Origin of the sequence: Parapedobacter soli, assembly GCF_025460835.1 — a bacterium.
GTDB classification, from domain to species: Bacteria; Bacteroidota; Bacteroidia; order Sphingobacteriales; family Sphingobacteriaceae; genus Parapedobacter; species Parapedobacter soli.
This window is the reverse complement of record NZ_JAMXAY010000001.1, coordinates 187,165-211,044: the sequence shown is the minus strand read 5'-3', so window position 1 is coordinate 211,044 and position 23,880 is coordinate 187,165. Positions and strand designations below refer to the sequence as shown.

General features: G+C 47.6%; 13 protein-coding genes. 11 read left to right on the top strand and 2 right to left on the bottom strand.

All coding sequences use genetic code 11. The annotated features are described in order from the left end of the window. Positions 1–9 precede the first annotated feature (9 nt). Positions 10–918 carry a sugar phosphate isomerase/epimerase family protein gene (locus NGM62_RS00815; protein WP_262245187.1) on the bottom strand — a complete coding sequence of 303 codons (909 nt, stop codon included), beginning with the start codon at positions 916–918 and terminating at the stop codon, positions 10–12. A 326-nt stretch (positions 919–1,244) separates the two neighbouring features. On the opposite strand from NGM62_RS00815, the gene NGM62_RS00810 reads away from it, so the two are divergent. The 6 genes from NGM62_RS00810 to NGM62_RS00785 all read left to right on the top strand — a co-directional run bounded on the left by NGM62_RS00810 (position 1,245) and on the right by NGM62_RS00785 (position 11,022). Beyond that, entirely contained in the window at positions 1,245–1,817 is a 573-nt protein-coding gene (locus tag NGM62_RS00810; protein WP_262245185.1) for an RNA polymerase sigma factor, read from the top strand. 59 nt (positions 1,818–1,876) lie between these two features. After that, positions 1,877–2,995 carry a FecR family protein gene (locus NGM62_RS00805; protein WP_262245183.1) on the top strand — a complete coding sequence of 373 codons (1,119 nt, stop codon included), beginning with the start codon at positions 1,877–1,879 and terminating at the stop codon, positions 2,993–2,995. Positions 2,996–3,053: 58 nt separating this feature from the next. Then, positions 3,054–6,425, top strand: coding sequence for a SusC/RagA family TonB-linked outer membrane protein (locus NGM62_RS00800; RefSeq protein WP_262245181.1), 3,372 nt, complete (start codon positions 3,054–3,056; stop codon positions 6,423–6,425). 22 nt (positions 6,426–6,447) lie between these two features. Next, positions 6,448–7,959, top strand: a complete 1,512-nt coding sequence (locus tag NGM62_RS00795; RefSeq protein ID WP_262245180.1) for a RagB/SusD family nutrient uptake outer membrane protein — start codon at positions 6,448–6,450, stop codon at positions 7,957–7,959. A 64-nt stretch (positions 7,960–8,023) separates the two neighbouring features. Further along, a complete protein-coding gene (locus tag NGM62_RS00790; RefSeq protein WP_262245178.1) occupies positions 8,024–9,532 on the top strand; it encodes a sulfatase family protein in 1,509 nt (502 codons plus the stop codon). Beyond that, positions 9,532–11,022: a sulfatase family protein gene (locus NGM62_RS00785; RefSeq protein ID WP_262245176.1), complete on the top strand. Its 1,491-nt coding sequence runs from the start codon at positions 9,532–9,534 to the stop codon at positions 11,020–11,022. Before NGM62_RS00790 ends, NGM62_RS00785 begins: the two co-directional genes overlap by 1 nt. Before the next feature lie 219 nt (positions 11,023–11,241). Here NGM62_RS00785 and NGM62_RS00780 read toward each other — a convergent pair whose 3' ends face one another. Further along, positions 11,242–11,850 (bottom strand): hypothetical protein, encoded by a 609-nt coding sequence (locus tag NGM62_RS00780; protein ID WP_262245174.1) that lies wholly within the window; start codon positions 11,848–11,850, stop codon positions 11,242–11,244. Between the two features lie 198 nt (positions 11,851–12,048). Here NGM62_RS00780 and NGM62_RS00775 point away from each other — a divergent pair, with 198 nt between their 5' ends. From NGM62_RS00775 to NGM62_RS00755, 5 genes are all read left to right on the top strand, one after another. Beyond that, positions 12,049–14,499: a glycoside hydrolase family 2 protein gene (locus tag NGM62_RS00775; RefSeq protein WP_262245329.1), complete on the top strand. Its 2,451-nt coding sequence runs from the start codon at positions 12,049–12,051 to the stop codon at positions 14,497–14,499. Between the two features lie 215 nt (positions 14,500–14,714). Continuing rightward, a complete protein-coding gene (locus tag NGM62_RS00770; RefSeq protein WP_262245173.1) occupies positions 14,715–17,795 on the top strand; it encodes a SusC/RagA family TonB-linked outer membrane protein in 3,081 nt (1,026 codons plus the stop codon). Next, positions 17,740–19,368 (top strand): RagB/SusD family nutrient uptake outer membrane protein, encoded by a 1,629-nt coding sequence (locus tag NGM62_RS00765; RefSeq protein ID WP_262245172.1) that lies wholly within the window; start codon positions 17,740–17,742, stop codon positions 19,366–19,368. The genes NGM62_RS00770 and NGM62_RS00765 overlap by 56 nt, the downstream gene beginning before the upstream one ends. Positions 19,369–19,387: 19 nt before the next feature. Then, positions 19,388–21,949: a glycosyl hydrolase family 95 catalytic domain-containing protein gene (locus NGM62_RS00760; protein ID WP_262245170.1), complete on the top strand. Its 2,562-nt coding sequence runs from the start codon at positions 19,388–19,390 to the stop codon at positions 21,947–21,949. Then, positions 21,946–23,874 (top strand): fasciclin domain-containing protein, encoded by a 1,929-nt coding sequence (locus NGM62_RS00755; RefSeq protein WP_262245169.1) that lies wholly within the window; start codon positions 21,946–21,948, stop codon positions 23,872–23,874. Before NGM62_RS00760 ends, NGM62_RS00755 begins: the two co-directional genes overlap by 4 nt. The last annotated feature ends 6 nt before the right edge of the window (positions 23,875–23,880 follow it).

The window sequence follows — 23,880 nt, the reverse complement described above, 5'->3', positions numbered from 1 at the left end:
CCGGCAGGGTCAGCCCTGCACAGCCATGAGGGCATTCCGGCAATAGTCCAAACACCTGCGGAGCTCGACAAGTGTGTCCGCTCCGTTATATTCGTATTCGATAAAAGCGGGTATCGGCCACTGGTTGTCCCTAATCAAGGTCAGCATCTCCGCCAACGGCGTGTCACCCTCACCAAATGGCGTGCGGATACCTTCGTCCTTTTTTCTGTCTTTCAGATGAATGCTAAAAATATGCTGGTGGTATTTTTCCAAATATGCCAACGGATCGAAACCAGCAGCTGTAAAATGTCCCGCATCTAAGTTAATGCCGATATAGGAAGATTTGCCAGCCATCCCCTTTGCAAAGCTTTCGGGTGTGGCAAATTCGTTGGGGTCGTTTATGTTGGCATGGTTATGCATGCCTACCCGCATTCGGTATTGTTGTGCAAATCGGTCTAACCGATCCATCACGCGCACTGTGGCAGATGTGTTAATGGTATCGGTGCCCAGTTGATCCGCGATACGGAACCCCAAATCGATTTCAAAATCAGAAGAGTTGTCTTTAAAATTAGCATTATAGGCTAGTATACGGATCCCCGCCTGTTGAAACTTTTGTTTTATAGATCGGATGGTATCCATGTGGAGACTCGCCCGCCACTTACTGAGTTGCTGTTGGTTCTCCCTCAATTGCTCGGCAGAAAGCCCCCGCTGCCAACGGTATTCCAAGGGCTCGATGTGGCCGGCCCAGAGTTCACATGTGTTAACGCCGAGGTTGCTCATAGCATCGATCGCTTCGTCTAACGAACGGTCGCGGAGGCTGTAAGACTGAACCCCGATCGTTGGGTGTTTGGAAATGCCACGGCCTTGCAATGCGGGCGCCACGATACTTCCTATCGCCAACAACGTTGCTTGTTTGCACCAGTTTCTTCTTGAAATCATCTCTCTTGTGTTCAATGTGTTTCTTTCTTTTATAGATACGGTCGAATGGTATTCTTACTATGGTTGGGAGAATTAAAATAAAATAATGCTTTCGGCGAAGTCAATAGTTAGGAGTGCTGCTATATATTTTTACTTTTTTTTACTTTTGGTATAGTATATATAAACCGAATAGGTGTCTATTGTTTCGGCAGAGGTAATATTATAAACCCGAACATGCGCACGTTATCTCCGGTTGACGGAAACATACGTTTGTTAATTTGTTAACATTAAGTTAGCCTTAAGTACGTATCTATGCAGCCCCGAGGGATGGAGGGTAACCCAGGAATATGGTAGATTTGTGGAATCAATTTGTTAATGGCGATAGGGATGCGTTTAAGGAGCTGATGCAATCCCACGTCGATCTTTTATTTAAATACGGTACCAAGTTTTGCCAAGAAGAAGAATTGGTAAAGGATACTATACAAGAGCTGTTCATCAAGTTGTGGGAAAGAAGGGAGCACTTAAGCCCCGCAGCCAATGTAAAAGCCTACCTCTTCGCCTCACTGAGAAGGATGTTGTTTAGAAAAATCAACCGGGATCCGAAAGTGGTCAATTACGATGACTTAGAAGATCAAGTTACGTTTTTCAATATGGAGATATCCGTTGAACAACGCTATATACGCGATGAAAGCCTTCGATTTATAGAGCAGCAGATCCAGATGAAAGTAGCTGCACTTCCTGCTAGGCAGAAAGAAGTAGTATATCTCAAATTTTTCATGGATATGAGTAGGGAGCAGATTAGCAACATCATGCAGATAAGTCCCCAAACAGTATCCAACCTGCTTCAGAACGCACTCAAAAAACTCCGTACTGATTTAAGGCTGATTCTTATGAACGCCATCTTTTTTTTGAAAAGGTGATAGTATCGGTGTGCAATCCTGGTGTCTATGCTTATGTGTAGGTGCACATAGCGAGAAAAATGGACGATTTCCTCAAATACGAATATTATAAAACCCAGGACTTTGTGTGGGATGATCGATTCCGGTCATGGGTATTGGAGGCAAAGGCGGAAGATACCGTTTATTGGACCCAGTTCGTTATACAGTTTCCCGATAAAGAACGAGAAATCGACCTAGCCCGCGAAATAATCTTACGGATGAAGGTGCCGGGGCCTACGCTTTCAACTATCCAGGCCCAGGAGCTTGTCAGCACAGTCATGGAAAAGATTGGCGACGATTCATTACCGGCTAGGTCAATATATAGACGATTGAAAGCCCCGTTGTATGTTGCGGTGGCGTTAGTGTTTATCTCGGCTGTTTTAATGGGGCTACCAAACCTTTTACGCGTAAGTGATGGTGTGCCATACGCAGAAGAGATATCCCAGTCCGATGCTGACGGTTGGATGGGTACGGGAGCAAGCCAGTCAATCGAAAGGACAAACACTTCCAACCGGTCGTTGGAAATCAAGTTGGCAGACGGGAGTGACATCGTACTCGAACCCGGCTCCAGCATCCGCTATGCTTCCTCTTTTGCAAGCAACGAATTTAGGGAGATACATCTCACAGGAAAGGCCTTTTTTGACGTAAAGCGAGATACCGCGAGACCGTTCCTCGTTTATGCTAATGGTACGGTTACCAAAGTCTTGGGAACCAGTTTCTGGATTTACGCGCCGAAAGATATAAAGGAGCAGGCTACCGTAGAAGTCGTTTCAGGGGTTGTTACCGTTTACCCGATGGGCAGTAAAAAGCCCAATGAAATCATTACAAAGAGCAAAGTCGGTGAGGTCATCCTCACCCGTAACCAAAAGGCCGAATATTCAAAAGATCGTAACCGGCTGGTTACTACTCTCGTAGATAATCCAGTGGCTATAGATACCAAACTAGAAACCAATAAATTTATCGATTACCCTATTCTGGAGATAGTGGAAGCGTTGGGTACGGAATATGGTATTGAAATCATCCACGACGACAAGCTACTGGCTAACCGTACACTTACCGCAGACCTGTCGGGACTGACAATGTACCAAAAGCTCGATGTTATCTGCAAAACTATCAATGCACATTATGAAGTCATCAATGGTAAAGTGATTATTCTCTAAGCGCTTACCGTTTAAACAACGATTATTTTTCAAACAGATTATTTAGTTGTCTTTTTTTATGAAATCAAGTAGAAAACTTATTGTCTTACCGTTGGTACTACTGCTGTCTTTTATCGATGGGAAAGCGTATACGCAGACCGATCTCACGCAGCAATTGTCGCTAAATTTGAGTAACGTCAAATTGATAACAGTACTACATGCTATCGAAAGTGAAGCACATGTCAAATTCGCATATAGCGCAGAGTCGATTCCGACACAAAAACGGGTCACGTTGAAATACGCAAAGACACCGTTGTCCGCCATTTTGGATGACATTAGCGACAAACATAACCTGGCGTATGAAGTAACCGGACAGCTAATCGTCCTGAGCAGCAGGGTAGAGCCTCAGCAACAATCCGTTGCAGGAGTGGTGGAAAACGAAAATGGCGAACCGCTTGCAGGTGTAAGTGTTAAGCTGAAAGGATCCGAATCAGCCACTTTTACGGATGGCAATGGGCGCTTTAATCTCCCCCTGCCAGGGGGCATGGGCACATTGGTATTCACCTCCGTGGGGTACATTGCCCAAGAGGTAGACGTACGGAGCCAACAATCGCTCAACATCATTCTGGAATCGGAGGAGCGGACCCTCAACGAAATCGTGGTGGTAGGGTATGGTACCCAGAAAAAAAGTGTCGTCACAGGCGCTATCTCGAGTGTAAAATCTGAAGATCTGCAAAATCAGCAAATCGGCCGTGTAGAGCAGGCGCTGCAAGGGCGTACCTCGGGCCTGACCATTGCATCGAGTTCCGGGGCTCCGGGGTCGGCTGCGACAGTACGGGTGCGGGGGGCAACTTCCTTGAATGCGGGAGCAAGTGACCCGCTGTATGTGGTGGATGGTGTCGTCGTCGATATCGGCGGTATCGATTACCTCAACCCCAATGATATCGAGTCGATCGAAGTGCTGAAAGACGCGGCGTCAGCAGCGATATATGGCGCGCGCTCATCAGCTGGCGTTATCCTCGTGTCAACAAAAAAAGGAAAGACCGGAGCCGTACGGCTTAGCTATAACGGTTATATCGGTACGCAAGCACCGGCGAAAAAACTGACACTGCTCAATGCGGCACAGTATGCCACGCTAATGAATGAGCAATCGGTAAACGGTGGCGGGGCCGAAATATTTACCAGCCCGCAGTCGCTTGGTAACGGGACCGATTGGCAGGAAGTTATTTTCAATAACGGAGCTATCGTACAAAACCATGAATTCAGTCTGAGTGGGGGCAGTGAAAAATCCACCTTCTATTCATCTGTAGGCTTCTTTGACCAGGATGGGATTGTTGCCACAGAAATATCTAATTTCAAACGTGTGAACATCCGCCTTAATTCTACACACAAGGTTGCCGATTGGCTTACCATTGGCGAAAATGTCGGTTATTCTCGGATTCGTAACCTAAGCGGTGTATCGGGCAATACCGATTTCGGTGGCCCTTTGAGCGGTGCCCTGATGATGGACCCCCTTACGCCAATAACCGTTACAGATCCTTCGGAAATAGCCCAGGTACCCTATAGCAGCCAGCCGGTTGTTAGGGATGGTTTGGGCAATCCATACGGGATTTCCAAACACGTGGCCCAACAGGTAACCAATCCGCTTGCCTATATCAGCACGAGGGATGGCAACTACAGCTGGTCTGATGATATTGTAGGCAATGCATATGTTGAAATCAGTCCGCTGGAAGGCCTGCAGTTCCGCTCCACGGTTGGCGCGAGGTTGGCATATTCGGGCGGGGAAAGCTTCACGCCATTATACTACCTCAATTCCAATCAGTTCACCACGCAAACATCATTTGCGAGGAATCGCCAGCAGGCACTGAACTGGAATATAGAAAACACATTGGCCTACAGCAAACAGATTGACCAGCATGATTTCAGCGTGCTGGTGGGACAGGGGGCGTACTCTGATAATAACAGCAGTGGCTTGAGCGTAACGTATTTCAACCTACCTGTTAACACATTCGACGACGCCTCCATGAACTACAGCACCGCAGCAGATAATATACAGGCAAGCGGTTACGAGGGTATTACGCATACGGTTAGCTCATTGTTCGGCAGGGTTTCATACAATTACGGCGAAAAATACCTGTTCACCGGTATACTAAGGCGCGATGGCTCGTCGCGCTTCGGTGCTAACAACAAATTTGGTTACTTCCCTTCGGCTTCGGTGGGCTGGGTTGCAACGCAAGAAGACTTCTTCTCTTCAAATTTTGTTGATTTCTTAAAAATCAGGGCTTCCTATGGTATCACGGGTAATGATGTTTTGGGTAATTTCAGGTATGTCTCTACCGTCGGCGGCGGGCGGAATTACATCTTCGGTGATGACATCTATCACATTGGCTATAGCCCCGACGCCCCTGCGAACCCTGATTTGAGATGGGAGGAAACTAGCCAGTTGAATATCGGTTTTGACGCCATACTGCTCAATAACTTCGATTTGACAGTCGATTGGTTTAAAAAGACCACAAACGGTATCCTCCAAGCGGTACAGCTGCCCGGCTACGTTGGCGCAACCGGCTCCTCTTATGGCAACGTGGCGGATATGGACAACACGGGGGTTGAACTGGAGCTTGGTTACCGTAAGAATATAGGAGATGTGAAGCTCAACGTACGTGGTAACGTTTCCTACCTGAATAATGAGGTAACCTTCCTTGGTGAGGGAAAATCTTTCCTCGATGGCGGCGAAACCATTCAAAGTACGAGCTACCCGATTACACGTACTGCCGTAGGATACGCCATAGGCTCATTCTACGGGTTCAAAACACTCGGTATTTTTCAGAATCAGCAAGACGTCAATAATTACGTCAATGCCGCAGGCGACCTGATTCAACCCGCGGCGGTACCCGGTGATTTCATCTGGGACGATTTGGATGGCGATGGTGCCATCACAGCAGACGACCGTACGTTTGTAGGTGATCCGACACCCAATTGGGCGTTCGGATTCACATTGAATCTTGCGTGGAAAAACTTCGATTTCCTAGTGTTTGGGCAGGGTGTGGCCGGCAATGAGATTTACCAGGGACTGCGCCGGCTGGATATCCCAACCGCCAATTGGCAGGCTAGCGCACTCAATCGTTGGCACGGAGAGGGTACCTCTACTACTTATCCGAGATTAACAACCCAAGACGTCAATAAAAATTTCTCTAATCCCTCGGTGTTCCACCTTCAAAGGGGCGATTATTTCCGCATCAAGACACTTCAAGTAGGTTATACATTACCGACCACACTCCTTGACCCAATAGGTCTCAATAAAATCAGACTCTATGTGAGCAGCAACAATTTACTCACATTGACAAAATATACAGGGTATGACCCCGAAATAGGCGGCAGCAGTTACGGAATTGATAGGGCGATCTATCCACAATCGAGATCGTTTATATTCGGTGCCAACTTAAGTTTTTAAAATCATTCAAAAATTTATGGTGATGAAAAGATATTTGACATTAGCAACAGCTTCTTTAATTACAGCGGGCTTCATTTCCTGCGGGGAGAGCTTTCTAGACGTAGACCCCCGCGCTACCCAGATCGAATCAAACTATTACCGCAACCCGCAAGAGGTGTTCAACGGCCTCGTTGCCGCTTATGACCCTATGGGATGGGAAGGGAAGGGGACTTATGGTAACTTCGTCTCGTTCGTGGCCGGTAGCGATGAGGCCTACAGCGGAGGCGGGAGTTCTTCCGATTTATGGTATATACAAACCCTCAACGACTATCGGTTGCTCGATCCGGCAAATGGCCCGCAACTCGATTTCTGGACTAAGGGTTTCACCGGGGTAACCCGCGTAAACACCTTGCTTAATGTGCTTGAACAGAATCCGGTAGAAGGATTGGATGAAGCAGTTAAAGCCCGCTATACCGCCGAGGCCAAATTTTTGAGAGCCTATTATTACTTCGATCTCGTCCGTATTTTCGAGAATGTCCCTTTGATTACCTCACCGCTTTCCATAAATGAGTTTTACGAAGTTACGCAAGCCTCCCCCTCGGATGTCTATGCGCAAATCGAACAAGACTTAAGAGATGCCATAGCAGAGCAAAACCTGCCTGATAAAGTACCGGCAGCTACGGAAGGCGGCCGTGTCACCAAGGGCATGGCAATTGCGCTTCTAGGTAAAGCACTGCTCTATCAGGAAAAATGGGGTGAGGCAGCGCAGAATTTTGCCCGTGTAAATGGCACGCCGGGGGGCGAAAGCACGTACGGTTATAGATTGCTTGACAATTACAACGACATCTTCCGGCCCGACAACAGGTTCCACAGTGAGTCTATCCATGAAATTACGCATACCTCTTCGGCGGCGTCAGGGTGGGGCAACACATCGTTAGTCGAAGGGTTTATAGCCAGTACCATGTTCGGGCCGCGGAGCTATAATGGCCCTACTTATTATTCAGGTTGGGGCGGGTGTCCGATTACGCCGGAGCTGGTGTCGCTCCTGCATTTCGATCCCCGGTATAAAACAACAATCAGCGATGTCGACAGCTTGGTAGAGCTGGGCTTGGCTTCCTACGTGCCAGGGTATTTGAACACTGGTTATTTCGTAAATAAGTTTGCACCCCTGCAGGAATTTCGGAATACCGGAGCAGGCCCCGCTACCATCAACTACCCCCAAAATTATATCGAAATGAGACTTGCCGATACGTACCTGATGGAGGCCGAAGCATTGATTGAGGCCGGCGGTGACATCACAAGGGCAGCAGCACTGCTCAATGCCGTGAGAGCGCGGGTGGGGCTGGAACCGGTAGAAGCAACATTGGAAAATATCCATCTGGAAAGAAGGAAAGAACTGGCTACTGAAGGACACCGTTGGCACGATCTGGTGCGCACCGGCCAAGCGGCAACGGTCTTGCAGTCGAAAGGGTTCGTAGCCGGCAAAAATGAACGGCTTCCCATTCCATTGGAAGAGTTGACAAATACAAAACTGGTACAGAATCCAAATTACTGATGGCAAGGCACCGTGTATTTCCCCTTGTATTAGATGTGGATTGTTCTCCCTTATTTCACCCGCTATGGCAAATAACCGGATAGCTTACGTACTGCTGGGATTACTTTCAATGGTTGTTTGGCCCGCGCTGTCTCAACAACCCAAGAATGTTGTCTTTATTCTCTCCGACGACCATCGATATGATTTCATGGGGTTCATGGATAAGGTTCCGGGGTTAAAAACACCGAATTTAGACAGGTTGGCCATTGAAGGAGCACATCTCAGAAATGCTTTCGTAACGACGGCACTCTGTTCCCCGTCACGGGCGTCCATACTCACCGGTCAATACGCCCATACCCATACAATCGTCGATAACCAGTCCCCGGCACCTGACGATCTGATGTTCTTCCCGGAGTACCTTCAGCAAGCAGGATATTCTACTGCTTTTTTCGGTAAGTGGCACATGGGGAATGACAATGGTAGCCCGCAGCCGGGTTTCGACCATTGGGTGAGCTTTAAGGGCCAGGGGGTCTATTATGCCCCAACACTGAACATCGATGGCAAAAACCATAAATTCAACGATACCACGTACATCACCGATTTACTGACATCGATGTCTGTGGATTGGATGAAAGAGCAGGCAGCATCAGGGAAGCCTTTCTTCGTTTATCTTTCCCACAAAGCAGTGCATTCCGACTTCAAGCCTGCAAAAAGGCATGAAGGCATTTATCACGATGTCGATTTCAACTATCCCCCCTCGATGTTTATAACAGCCACCGACTCCAGCAGATCCTATCGGGAAGACCGCCGTACGGGCTTGGGGGCATATCCCATCAATGAGAAAGACATCCCGCTATGGGTAAGGCAGCAGCGCTACAGCTGGCACGGGGTAGACTATATGTATCATGGAGCTACCGATCTCGATAAAATGGTGATCGATTATCTAGAGTCCCTGCAAGGAGTGGATGAAAGTATCGGCGCCGTACTCAATTTCTTACAAGCAAGCGGCCTGGAAGAGGAAACCTTGGTTATCTACATGGGCGATAATGGGTTCTCTTTCGGAGAGCACGGCCTGATCGACAAGCGCCATGCGTACGAGGAGTCGATGCGGGTACCATTACTTGCAAGGTGCCCCGGTTTTATCAAACCCGGTACCGTAATAGATCAGATGGTATTGAATATCGATATCGCACCCACGGTCTTGGGCCTGGCAGGCATAACCACCCCCAGCCAGATGCAAGGGGAGTCATGGCTGCCGTTATTGTCGGGCAAAGACATCCCGTGGCGCAAGCGGATATTCTATGAGTATTACTGGGAAAACGCGTTTCCACAGACACCCACCCAGTTTGCAGTCCGCACGGATAAATATAAATTTATTCGAAGCCAGGGGGTGTGGGATATCGATCAGCTGTACGATTTAGAAGAAGACCCCTATGAAGTGAATAACCTTATTCGCGATGCGGCACACCAGTCGACGGCGGCAGAGCTCAACCAAGCCCTTTGGGACTGGCTTGAGGAGAGTGACGGTATGTCTATCCCGCTCAAGCGCATTAAAGCAAAAAGGAAAGATCATTTATTCAAAGGGACGTGGTAATGGTTCATCGTGTACATATTAAGCCGTTTGTTGCGGCCCTATTCATCGTCAGCGCACTGGTGCTTCTGGAGGCATGTGCGTCTGTAGCCAGTAAAAAGGCTGCGCCAGACACAAGACCTAATATCCTCTGGATCGTTGCGGACGATCTGGGGACGGATTTGGCGTGTTACGGAACGCCATCGGTACAAACACCCAATCTGGATAGGTTCGCGTCAGAGGGGGTCACCTATACACACATGTTTAGTGTCGCAGCCGTCTGCTCACCAAGCCGTTCTGCCCTTGTCACCGGGATGTATCCCGTAAGTATCAATAGCCATCAGCACCGTGCGCGCACTAAAGACAGCCTACCGGAAAACATCCATCCCATTTCCGCATATTTCCGCCAGCAAGGGTATTTTGTCACCAATGGTAGTGGTGGGAATATGGCTTCTAATGGCAAAACAGATTACAATTTTGCGCATCAGCCAAAACAACTATACGACGGTTCCGATTGGCGGCAGCGAACCGCCGGACAACCGTTTTTCGCTCAAGTACAAATCAAATATCCCCATCGGCCGTTTGTGACCGATTCCATCAACCCGGTCGATCCCGATCGTGTACAGCTCCCACCCTACTACCCCAATACGCCTTTAGCACGAAAGGATTGGGCTATGTACCTCGAGACCGTTCAACTCACCGATCGGTATGTCGGTGAGATACTGCAGCGGTTGGAAGAAGATGGATTAGCTGATAATACAATCGTTTTCTTCTTCGGTGACCAGGGTAGGCCGCATGTCCGTTCAAAACAGTTCCTTTATGATGGAGGGATCCATACACCGCTGATCATACGGTTCCCGGGGATGCCCAATGCCGGGGAAAAGACTGAGCGGATGGTCAGCACCATCGATATTGCGGCAACTTCGTTGGCCTTGGCAGGAATTCCAATCCCCGAAGGTATGCAGGGAGTCGATTTCTTGGATAGCACGGTGCCTCCCCGGGTTTATACGTTTTCCATGCGCGATCGGTGTGACGAAACCGTAGACCGAATACGCGCCGTGAGGAGCCATCGGTTTAAGTATATCCGTAATTTTTACCCTGAGCGCCCTTATACCCAGTTCAACGCTTATAAAAAGTTGAACTATCCGGTATTGACCCAATTGCAGGTGATGCGTAGCCATGGGCAGCTTAATGAAAGCCAGCAGCGGTTTATGGCAGACGTCCGCCCCCCGGAGGAGCTGTATGATCTGTTGGCAGATCCACATGAGCTTCATAACCTCGCCTCTTCGACGAGCTTCCAAGATACGTTGGAGCATTATCGGGGCGTCTTGGACTGGTGGCTTATCGAGGCAGACCATGGGGTATATCCTGAGCCTGCTGAAGAAATTGAGTATGCAACGAATATGATGCAGGAAAATTTCGAGAGCGGAATGGAAAAAAAGGGGCTGGCACCTACCATCAGTGATGAAGAGTTTTTAGAATATTGGAAACGAGAGTTAGGCGTAATCCAGTAGGGAAGACCTATTTAACAAATTTTAACATTTGCTGATTGGTTTAGGCATGCAAATTGTACATGTCACTATGTAAAATTGTCTTTTCATAATTTAGGTTTATAATTGGTTAGTTAGAAGGCCCTGATTCTCCCCGTTTCAGGGCCTTTATTTATCAAATCCTTTTCCCAGAAGTGCCATTATGCCTGTTCCATGTCATTATAGCATTCCGAAGTCAGCTTTTCATTTCAATTCTTTCTCGATGAGACGTGCTAACGATTTGCCGGTCTTGGCAAACCCCTCCGCAATCCGGTCGTTGTTATTGGGAATACCCACGAAGGCAATGTCGCCCGGGGCCTTGTCTGCCTCAATCGTCAGCAGCACGTTGCCGGGATTGCCCGATTCGACGAACTGAAGCAAGGTGCTGACCTTTGCATGCTGTTTCATTACACCGCCGAACCAACCCGGATAGATCCAAGTCGCTTTTACGATAAGCGTGTAGGGAGCGCTACCCTCAGTGGCGAACGTAATGTTTGTTTTTTTCGAACTTTCGGTGGCAACGGCAGTGAATTTTTCCAGGAAACGTTCGTTTTTGAATGACTCCCAATCTTTAACCCAATTCGCCGACTCGCCTGGGTCTTTCTCCTCGATTTCCTTGATACGTTTGTCGATATACTCCTGTTCGGTGAGGTTATCATTGTAAAACGTGACTTCCCCGAAGTCCAGTTTGGTAACGATTGTCTCCTGGCCTTTCAGGAAGTCAAAATTGCCGGATATGACTTTCATTTTTTGTGCGAACCCCATTGTAATGATAAACAGTAGGGCTGTACCGGTGCTGATTAGTTTTTTCATGGTGCTTTTAGTTAATTTTTATATTTTGGTAGTACTAAGGTAGTTGTTTTCCGAAAAATACCAAAATACCCGGATATCGAACAATTTTACCCCCCTAATCAATCGATTAATACCCCCCTCAGTAGCCTGTCCGCAGTAATTTTATCCCCAGTTATTATAGCCTGAGGATACATTAATTTATTATTAATCGTGAGAAGCATTCGATCCATCATTTTGTTATTGCCCGTATTAGTAGCAACAATTTCGGTAGCCCAGCAAAAGCAGCGCCTTACAGACGGTTGGGAGTTTGTGCGTGGCGACCTGGGTGGGGTGTGGGAGGCCGTGCGCCCCCATAAGCCCGGGAGTCCGGAGACATTGCCCATCTGGGAAGCCGTCACCTTGCCACATAGTTATAACGCGGTTGATGCCGTCGCACCGGATGTCAATTATTACCAGGGCCCTGCATGGTACCGTACCACGCTGGCCATCAACAACCCTTACCCCGATGGCCGTATCCTGCTCCATTTCGAGGGGGCCGGCCAGAAGACGGAAGTATATATCCATACGGAGAAAGTCGCCGAACATGTGGGGGGATATGATGAATGGACCGTGGATATCACGGAAGCAGTTGGCGATCTCAACGAAGTCCAGCTGTCCATCCGCTCGGATAATTCACGCGACCTCGAGCTGATCCCCTCCGACCTGTCTGATTTTAATGTGTACGGCGGACTGTACCGTTACCTCAATTTAGTCTATGTGCCCCGGTTGTCCGTGGATAAGCTGTTTGCAACGGCAACGGTCGACACGAAAGGACGCGAAGGACACCTCACGCTTAGCGCCAGCTTCCATAATCCCGATAATATAGGGGAAGCCGACGTATCGGTCGAACTTTTCGGTCCCGATGGGAAACGGATTGCTTCGCAACAGCAGCGGGTGGCACCTGCTGGCGGCACCTTGGCCCTCGATGGCCTCATCGTGAAACACCCCCTGTTATGGTCGCCGGCAAGCCCGTCGCTATACACCCTCAGGCTCACACTGGTATCGGGAGGTGACACCGCCATCCATACCGAGCGTATCGGCTTCCGCCACTTCGAGTTTGCAGAGAAAGGCCCCTTCTACCTCAACGGTGAGCGACTGCTGCTCCGCGGTACCCACCGCCATGAAGACCACGCCGGTGTAGGGCCCGCCATGACCGAGGAGATGATCTGGCAAGAGATGCACATGATGAAAGATATGGGTGTAAACTTCATCCGGTTGGGCCATTACCAGCAATCGCGTATCGTGCTGGAGGCATGCGACAGCCTGGGTATATTAGTGTGGGAGGAAATACCCTGGTGCCGCGGTGGACTGGGTGGCGAAGTGTACAAAGCACAGGCCCGCCGGATGCTGACCAATATGATTGAACAGCACTACAACCATCCATCGGTCATCATCTGGGGACTGGGCAACGAAAACGACTGGCCGGGCGACTTCGAAGAGTTCGACAAACAAAAAATCCGTGCGTTCATGAAGGAACTGAATGACCTCTCCCACCAGCTCGACCCCTCACGCAAAACAGCCATCCGCCGGTGCGATTTCTGCAAAGACATCGTTGATGTATACTCCCCCTCTATATGGGCGGGTTGGTACCGTGGTGTGTACACCGACTACAAGACAGCCTCGGAGACCGAATTTGAGAAAGTAGACCACTTTCTCCACGTGGAATGGGGCGGCGACAGCCACGCCCGCCGCCATTCGGAGAACCCCGACAACGGGCTGTCGGCGGTGATGAACAGCACCACGGCCGATGAACGCGCGGGCGACGCTTCGCTGTTCGGCGGTCCGGCACGTGTCTCAAAAGACGGCGACTGGAGCGAGAGCTACATCGTCAACCTCATCGATTGGCACCTCAAAGAACAGGAAACCATGCCGTGGCTTACCGGCACCGCTTACTGGCCGTTCAAGGATTTCTCCACCCCCATCCGGCCGGAGAACCCCGTGCCCTATGTGAACCAAAAAGGCGTGGTAGAGCGTAATTTCAATAAGAAAGAATCGTATTACGTCTTCCAGTCGTACTGGACAGAAAAGCCGATGGCCCACATCTATGGCCACAGTTGGCCCATACGTTGGGGCAAAGCCGGCGAAGAGAAGATGGTGAAGGTATATTCCAACGGTACCGAGGCCGAACTGTTTGTGAATGGCGTGAGCCATGGGGTCAGGAAGCGTAACAGCCAGGATTTCCCGGCGGCGGGCTTGCGGTGGATGGTGCAGTTTAAGGAAGGGCAGAATACGTTGGAAGTCGTGGCAAAGAAAGATGGCATCATCGTTAAAGACAGTATCACACAAGTCTACCAAACCGCAGCATGGGGCAAGCCGGCTTCCGTCCGCCTCGAAGCGTTGGAAACGAATGCCGACACGGTTACCCTCCAAGCCACATTGCTCGATGAACACGGCATACAGTGCCTGGATGCTGTCGATTACATCCACTTCTCGGCAATTGGGGATGGTGAGCTACTGGCCGATCTGGGTACCTCCGACGGTGCCCGTACAGTGCAAGCCTATAACGGACGTGCTATCATCCGGGTGAAAAGAACGGCGGCTGATGGGGAGAAACTCGTGGTGGCAGCAAAGTCGCCCGGACTCTCTACCGCGATGCTCGATTTGAGCGATCCGAACGTTTTTTACCACTAATTTAAACGATAATTACCCGTTATTTCCTAGTGATTTAGATGACTTTTGCGATGATAACCAATGAATGATAAAATGATAACCAATATACGTTACTTGTGATTCAAATGCTTTTTCCCATAGTATTACATATTTACGCGTCCTAATCACGTTATCGTAGGGGCATGTTTAACAGTGCTAAACATTTTAACTTTAAACTCAAAAAAATAACCTTAGATATGAAAAAAACAATTAGACGGGGTACGATTGCCGCTAGAGTTATTGTACTTTTATTTATTGTACTATCCACCAATGATTCGTTCGCGCAGAACCGTATTATTATAACAGGGCAGGTCACGAATAATATTGGTGCACCGTTACCAGGAGTTAGTGTGTTTATCAAAGATTCCTCGGTAGGCGTAAGTACGGACAGTGACGGTAATTATCGTATAGAAGCGAGTCAGCAATCGATTTTACAGTTTACACAAATCGGCCTAAAATTCCATGAGGAAGTTGTAGGTTCAAGGACGGTAATCAATGTGATTCTAGAAGATGATAATGAGGAGTTGGCCGAGGTGGTAGTTGTAGGTTACGGACAACAGAAAAAAGCAAATCTCACCGGTGCTGTCGCGACGCTGGAATCGGAAGAGCTTGTGAAAAGACCGGTCCCAAATACGTCGCTTTTGTTGCAAGGCAAGGTGCCCGGGCTTCAGGTTGTACAGAATTCAGCACAACCCGGTATGGAGAATGCATCATTACAGGTACGGGGACAAGGTACCTTTAGCGCAGCAGGGAATAATCCGCTCGTCATTGTTGATGGAGTCCAAGGTAGTTTGACCAGTTTAAATCCGAATATGATTGAGTCAGTCACTGTATTGAAAGATGCGGCATCTGCAGCAATATATGGAGTCCAAGGAGCAAATGGCGTTATTCTCGTGACGACGAAATCTGGAAGCAAAGGCAAAATGAAGTTAGAGTACGCCTACAATTATGGTGTTCAAAAGCCAGCCGGTGTACCCGATTTGATTTGGAATTCTGTTGAATTTATGGAGTTGAATAACGAAGGGATCAGGAGAACGGGACAAAATTTGGCCAAACTGTATTCGGACGAGCAAATCGATGCGTATCGCAATGGAGCCGGATCCCCCCAATTTCCGAACACCGATTGGGTCGACTTGATGTTTGGTAACGCAGGCATTCAACAACATTTTTTGAGCGTCAATGGCGGCGAGGGAAGTACGGTTTACAATTTCGGTCTAGGATACTTGGATCAGGACGGTATACTAATGAATACCGGGTATAAGAAGTATAATGCTATGTTTAATTTCCATACGGAGCTGAATAACTTCATCTCTTTCGGAAGTAATATTAACCTCATGTACGGCGACCGACATGATCCAGTTGACAATTCGGAGAATTTGGTGTTAAGTATTTACGCCCAGCATCCGTTATGGTCTCCTTATTTGCCTGATGGAAGTGGACGGGTTACCAGCAAAGCATACGATTTTGAAACCACTAATCAAAATGCCTATGCCGTGATGGAAACGAGCAAGGACTTAAACAAGGAATACAACGTTTCCGCCCTAAGTTATATAAAGCTGAATCTGGCTAAAGGATTAGTCGGAGAAGTGCGTGGCGCTGCGAGATTTAATTCGGATAGACAGACGGCTCAGCGCGTTCCATTACCCACCTTTTTGTTTCAACCCGACGCGAGCGGGAATCATACGCCACAACAGAACTACTTGGGTAATTTCGTCACGTTAAGGAAGACACAACAGGAATCTGTGCATTATACGTTGTTTTCAACGTTAACCTATGATGAGACATTCAATGGTGTACACCATGTGACCGCGTTAGCCGGTTACAACCAGGAGAACCGGATATATGAGCAACAAGGCGGATTCAGACGAGATTTTCCCTCGCCAGATTTGTTGGCGCTGGATGCAGGGGGTACCGATGCCCAAACAGCCAATGGCTATGGTTATGATTGGGCATTGCAGTCGTTTTTTGGAAGGGTAAACTATGCTTTTAACGACCGATATCTTTTCGAAGCCAGTTTACGTTACGATGGTTCTTCAAAGTTCCGAAAGGGAAATAGGTGGGGAGTGTTCCCTTCGTTTTCTGGAGGTTGGCGAATTTCACAGGAATCATTTTTGTCCGATGTATCCTGGTTAACAGAATTGAAAATCCGTGGGTCATGGGGCAAATTGGGCAATCAGAATGTGGATAATTATCCATACCAAAATTTGTTGGATTATGGTTTGTATGTCTATGATAACGTCACTACCGGTGTCATGCACCAAAACCTCGTTGACGCCAATATTACCTGGGAGACTACGCAAGCAGCGGGATTGGGGTTGGATTTTTCACTCTGGAACGGCAAGCTGTCCGGAACGGTTGATTACTTTAATAAAAACACAACCAATATATTAAGGAGAACCCAACTTCCCGACTTTGTAGGCTTGGGGGCGCCAACAGTCAATTCCGGAGAGATGAACAATAAGGGTATCGAAGCGGACCTACGTCACCGAAATAAAGTTGGAAATGTCGGTTACTCGGTAGGAGCCAACTTCTACGCCTACAAAAATACAGTGGTGAAGTTTGGACCCGAAGAAATCCAATCGAATAAAATACGGAGGGAAGGACTTCCTTGGAATTCATGGTATATGCTGGAATGGATTGGCGTGTTCCAAAATGAGGAACAGATAGCCAATAGTCCTATTCATCAAAATAATCCCAGGCCCGGAGATTTGATTTTTGCTGACCGAAGTGGCCCCAATGGAGAACCCGATGGCCGGATTGACCCATATGACAGGGTGATAATTGACGGGCAACACCCCACATTTACCTATGGGTTTGATTTCGCTGTCGAGTACAAAGGATTTGATATTTCGGTGTTTTTCCAAGGAGTTGAAGGGCGGAAGGTATTTACTTCCGAATGGGGATACGGGGCGTTTAGGCAATGGTCCCCCCCACCCACTTTCTGGCGGGATCGTTGGACACCGGAGAATCCGACAAATAAGCTACCGGGCATGTATGTAGATAATTATGCGCCAATCACAACTGCCTCGTCTTTTTGGTTGCAAGACGCTTCATACCTGCGTCTAAAGAATTTGATGATCGGTTATAACCTGCCATCACAGTTTGTAAACCGGATTAAAATGAAAAATATCCGTGCTTACTTCTCTGGAGACAACTTGTTGACGTTTACTAAGTTCGTTGGTGACCCCGAACGTGTGGTCCAAGACAATACCAGCGGACGGTTTGCCATTTACCCCCAAGCCAATTTATACACTTTCGGTATTAACGTTACCTTCTAAAATTACGATCATGAAAATGACTAAAAAAATATTTACAAGATTATTGATTTGCAATATCATCTTCTTTTGCGGCTGTCAAGGAGAATTCTTAGACAGGCAACCCACCGATAAGTTAACCAACGAAAAATTTTGGACATCCAAAAAAGATGCCGAACTGGCATTGGCTGGCTGTTATAGTGCTTTGCGGACCCCGGCATTTTTTATCGATGGGAGTTCCTTTTCCTCCATGCAATTTGAGGGGTTAACAGACAATGCCTATTGCAACTCCACGTTAGACAATTACACCAATATTTCAAGAGGTATTCTAAATCCGTCAACGGGGGGAATTCAATCCCGTGTTTGGTCTGATGCATATAAAGGAATCGCCCGTTGTAACTGGTTTTTAGGGAACCTATCGCGGGTTCCAAACTTAACCGAAAGTGAGTATGCAATCATGGAAGCTGAAGCGCTATTTTTGAGGTCATTCTTCTACAACGAATTGGTCATGCTGTACGGCGATGTACCATTGATCACAGAGCAGTTAGGATTTGGAGAAGACGTTTTTAAGGTAACCAAGACTCCCCGATCTGAAATTGTCGATAAAATCATTCAGGATCTGGATATCGCAGCTACCGGATTGCCTAACGAGCAGTATACAAACGGGCATCCGGTAAGGGGCTCCGCTTTGGCATTGAAAGCACGGATTTGTTTATATCATGAAAGATGGAGCGAAGCAGCAGCAGCTGCCAAATTAGTCATCGATGAAAATCGCTTTAGTCTAGCGGAAAGCTACCAAGGGATATTTTGGGGAGAACAAGCAAACAATCCTGAAATTATATTCTCCATACGAGCACAAAGTCCAGTTGCAGTACATAATATGGATTTGTTATATGGTTCTCGGTTCTCCATGGTACCGATTCATAGTTTGGTGGATGCCTACGAAATGCGCGATGGTTCAGCACCTGTAGCACCCATCGTGCCATCTTCCTACGATCCGAGTGACCGCATGCGAAACGATTTTTATCAGAATAGGGATCCCCGGCTCAAACTCACCATCTTTACACCAGGGGATGAATGGGCGTATAATACAGATATCGGCTTCAACAACGTAGCTACCGCGAGGACAGAAAACCCCTCGGTCAATAACCTAGGTATACGCAAATATATCAATCTGACGGTAAATGACGGCAGGGGTGGCCTTACCGGAAGTGAACAGCACCTTGTAAAACTACGATATGCAGATGTGTTGCTCATGTATGCCGAAGCGATCACTGAAATGGCGGGTGGCGAAACCACCGATCCGATAGCGTTGAAAGCATTAAATGACGTTCGGGCTAGACCTGGTGTGGAAATGCCACCGAAAACCGTGCTAACCCGCGACATCGTACGCAACGAAAGGCGGGTGGAACTTGCCTTCGAAGGATTAAGATTGTACGATATCAGAAGATGGAAAATAGCAAAAGAAGTTATGGACGGTTATAGGGACCCTGGAAACTATGTGAGAGTATTTGAAGATAAACATTATTTATGGCCTGTTCCACAGGCTGAAGTGGATAAGATGGGTGCCGATTTTCAGAATCCAGACTATAGGTAGCGGGCTTAACAATTGAAATATGAAAAAGATTAGATTAACATGTTGGTTCACCGTGCTCTTATACTTTATTCCGGCACACTTACCCGCACAATCAGTTAATGAAGGGAATAATAGCCCCCTCATTCAGGTGGATTACGAAAAACTAGTCGGCAGGGCAGATTTACACTATAAAACCCCTGTTCAAAAAAGTGAAGAGGGGCAACCGATAGGAAATGGGGTCATGGGTTCGTTGGTATGGACCACCCCCTCCCAAATACGTATGCAGATAAATCGGGTTGATGTGTTCGGGAATAACTCCACGTCAAATAACTTTTATCAGCGGAATACGGAATACGGAGGTGGATTGGGTTGGGTAGACATTGATTTTGGCACCTCCGTTTTTAGTATACCCCATTACAGCCAGCATCTCTCCTGTTATAACGGGATATCTACGATCAGCGGCGATGGCATAAAAGCGACAGCAACAGCGTGGCAGCATCAGGATGTCCTGGCCGTGCATATAAACGATAGCCGGAGTGCCCAGCCTTTCAAAGCAGTCAATCTGCGAATGCTAAGATTGCCCACTGTGAAAAACGGAAATCATACCGCGGTTTCTTCCTTAAAACACTATGGAGACCAACTTGTACTCGTACAAGAGTTTAGGGAAGACGATTACTATTGCACATCGGCGATAGCGATATCTGTTTTGGGCGACAAGGCAATTTCGGAGCAAATAAACGAAATGACGCTCCGCCTCCTCATAAGTCCTTCAAGTAAAGAAACTACCGTTTTCGTAGCAAGTGCCGCCAGTTTTGATCCAAATGAAGATGTAGAAAAGTTGGCATTGAATAAACTTGCCCTGGCAACAACAAGCGGTTTCAATCAAATCGTTAATTCAAACCAGCAGTGGTGGCGGTCATTTTGGGAACGGTCTTATATATACCTCAATAGCGAAGATGGCGAAGCGGATTTCATCGAACAAAACTATACATACTACCTCTATGTCATGGCCTCTTCTTCAAGGGGCAAGTATCCAACCAAGTTCAATGGTATGCTTTGGGCGACCGGGGGCGACATCCGGCAATGGGGCAATGCATTCTGGGGAGCCAACCAAGGTTGTTTATATAACGCGTTGTTCCCAACAAACCATATCGCTCTTTTGGACCCACTATTCAACATGTATTCAAGTGTTTACCCTACGCTTGAGACGGCTGCAAGCCAACAGTGGGGTTCCAAAGGCATCTATATCCCCGAGACCATGGGGCATGATGGTGTGCCCGAGCTGCCGGACAACATCGCAAAAGAGTTGAGGGCCTTGTATTTATTACAGATGCCGTGGGAGGAGCGATCGGATGAATTTATGGCTTATGCCAACACGAAGATTCCGTTTCTCAGTAGGTGGAATTGGAAACATACGGGGCAATGGGATTCGGGCACTTGGACGTATGTTGAGCGGGGAGATGGGCCATTCGGCCCTGTCAATCATATTTTTTCCAGAGGCGCAAAAATAGCTTATCAGTACTGGCAGAAATACGAATATACCCTGGATGAGAACTGGCTTCGCGAACACGCCTATCCTATGCTCAAGGGGATGGTCGAATTTTATCGTCATTTTCCCAATCTGAAAAAAGAGGAAGATGGCAAATATCACATTAGCCACGTTAACGATAATGAATCGCTATGGCGCAGCAAAGACCCTGTTGAAGAAATATCATCAATGCGGGGTATTATCCCCGCGTTGATCAAGGCCTCCGAACGATTAGGCGTAGATGAAGACATGAGGCCGGTCTGGCAGGAATTTCTGTCAAATTTGGCACCATTGGCTACCAATACAAGTATCCAAGGCGAATCGAAACAACCAGAAGTCTGGGTGGGCGCTTTAAATTCCACTAGCCCTGTTAGGGGAAATGCAAAACGTTTGCCCGATCGGAATACCATGCCCATTTGGTATTTCGATTTAGGTAATCCCGGCGCAAATCCAAAGGACTGGAGAATCGCAAACAATACATTTGACGCCTATTTCCCTAATGGATTGAATAAAGATCATTATCCATACGTATTGTCTAAACTTGCGATAACAGGTGCCATATTAGGCCGCTCAGATGCCGTCAAATATTTATTGCCCAATCAATTGCGAAGAGACCCGAAAGATGAGGTTATGCCCAACCGAATGGATTTGAGCGAAGGCTTCTTTACCACCAATATACAACGGTTGGGCAGGGGGGCTGAAGCCTTGCACGCCGCACTTTGCTTCAATGCCCCGCCGGAACCGGGTAGCGAACCCATTATCCGGGTTTTTCATGCATGGCCGCAAGATTGGAACGCTTCCTTTCGGCTGCTCACCAGAAACAATATCCTAGTAAGTTCAGCTATAAAAAACGGAGCGGTTAATTTCATCGAGCTTTCTGTACAGGGAAACCGGGGGGCTGACCTTGTAAATCCATGGAAGGGAAGCGCCGTCGCAGTATACCGCAATGGTAAGCGGGAAGGATTTTTACGGGGAGAGGTTTTAACCGTCAAGGCTAGCCAAGGGGACCGGATCGTACTGGTAAAAAGAGGTGACGACCCACTCAAGTATAAACAAAACCTTACCACATTATGAAATGGCTCTCCTTGATATCGATGCTTGCGGTATACATTACCGTTTCGGGGCAACAGATCGATAAACCGACCAACGCTACCGTCGGTGGGACTGTGATGGATAGTCAGCAAGACATCATGCAAAACATTTCGAAAACGCGAGATCATACCGTTTTCTCGGCTGTCATTAAAGCCGCAGGCCTGGACCAGCTGTTGAGAGACGATGGACCATTCACGGTATTCGCCGCTACGAGCGATGCCTTTATCCATAAAATGCCAGCCGGAACCGTTGAGGTCATGTTTGACGAGCTCCTACCCGAACAGCAACCAGCCCTATACGATATCATGTCTTACAATATCATAAAAGGAAACCTGGGGCAACGCGATATTCGCCGCCTGGTCAAATCAGGAAACGGGAAGGCAGTACTCACAACGCTCTCGGGAAAACTCGTTGTTGCGGAAGTCACTCAAAACGATGAGCTAATTTTGAAGGACGAGAACAACAGAGTCTCCCGTATACGTGGTGAAGATATAATCGTAAAAAATGGCACTATCCTTGTCACTGATGAGGTTCTTTTGCCCCACCACCCTTTTTTTCACGAAACACTAACGTTGTACCCTTCGGGTAAAAAGCTCCATGAAGTAATCAAACCCAACCATGCGTATCACCAGACACTAACGTTGACATTGGGTATGTCATTTGCTACCTATGATGGCAATTCACGAACAAGGGATAATGGAGGTTCCCAAATAAGGTATACCGTGCAGGAGGCATTTGATTTTATCCAGCAGCTGGATAAACTAACTTTAGGAATCCCAAAAATCATTTTTTTGGTGGGGTGGCAGTATCGCGGACATGACTCCAAGTACCCTGCCTTTTTCGAGGGTAATGATGAATTAAAACGCCCGCAAGACAAGGATGCCCTGGAAAGCCTGAGATGGTTAATGGCCGAAGCAAAAAAATTTAATACGACCGTAAGTTTGCATATCAATTTTACAGATGCGTATGAGGACAGTCCTTTGTGGGAAGAATACCTGGCTAATGACATCATCGGCCGTCTGGAAGGCGGCCATATTCGTAAGGCCGTAGGATGGGGATACCCCATCAGTTATGTACAAGAACTAAAAACCGGCTACTTCAAAAAAAGAGTAGACCGGCTATTTGAACTCCTTCCATTAAAAGATGCCGGTGTGGTGCATGTAGATGCATTTCATACGTACAGTCCCCTCGATCCGCGAGGGCCCATGAGTCCATATCTGGGTTATACGGTCGAACAAGAAGAAGAAGCCCAAAAAGAAATGTTCGCATATGTTGCCTCCAAAGGGGCTAATGTGACCTCGGAGTTTGTCCATGAATTTCGGGATTTTGGGTTTCAGGGGTATCAACATTTTGCTTGGCATTTTAGAATCACTGCCCAGGAATATTTAGACTGGCCTGCCTCCTATTATTGCGGAGGATTGGATAAAACCGAGTTAGGAAGGCTATTTGGCACGAGTTTCCACTTAAATATGGGGAATATTAAAGCCAACTTTTGCACAAAAACATTACCTTGGTATTTCCTCAATAGGCTGGAGCGGCTAGCTTACCAAAAAAATAGCGATTTTCAGACTGCTATTTTTTCTGAAGGCGTGGAATCGCGCCTCGATAAAGCGGGGAACTATTCGCTCACGCAAGATGGGCGGGCATTGATGATAAACGGAGATGTCTTTGTGCCCGCACAATGGATAAATAGCCAAGCGATTATTGCATACAGTACAGCAGGCTATACTTCCAAAACATGGGAATTGCCGGATGAATGGAAAGGGGTTAAGAAAGCGGCCATATACCAAGTGGATTTCGAAGGAAAAAAAAGAATCGCCAGCATCGATATTTTAAATAATAAAGTAACACTACAAGTAGCTGAAGACCAGCAGCTATTGTTGCTTCCAGAAGATAATGATAGTTGATTGCCA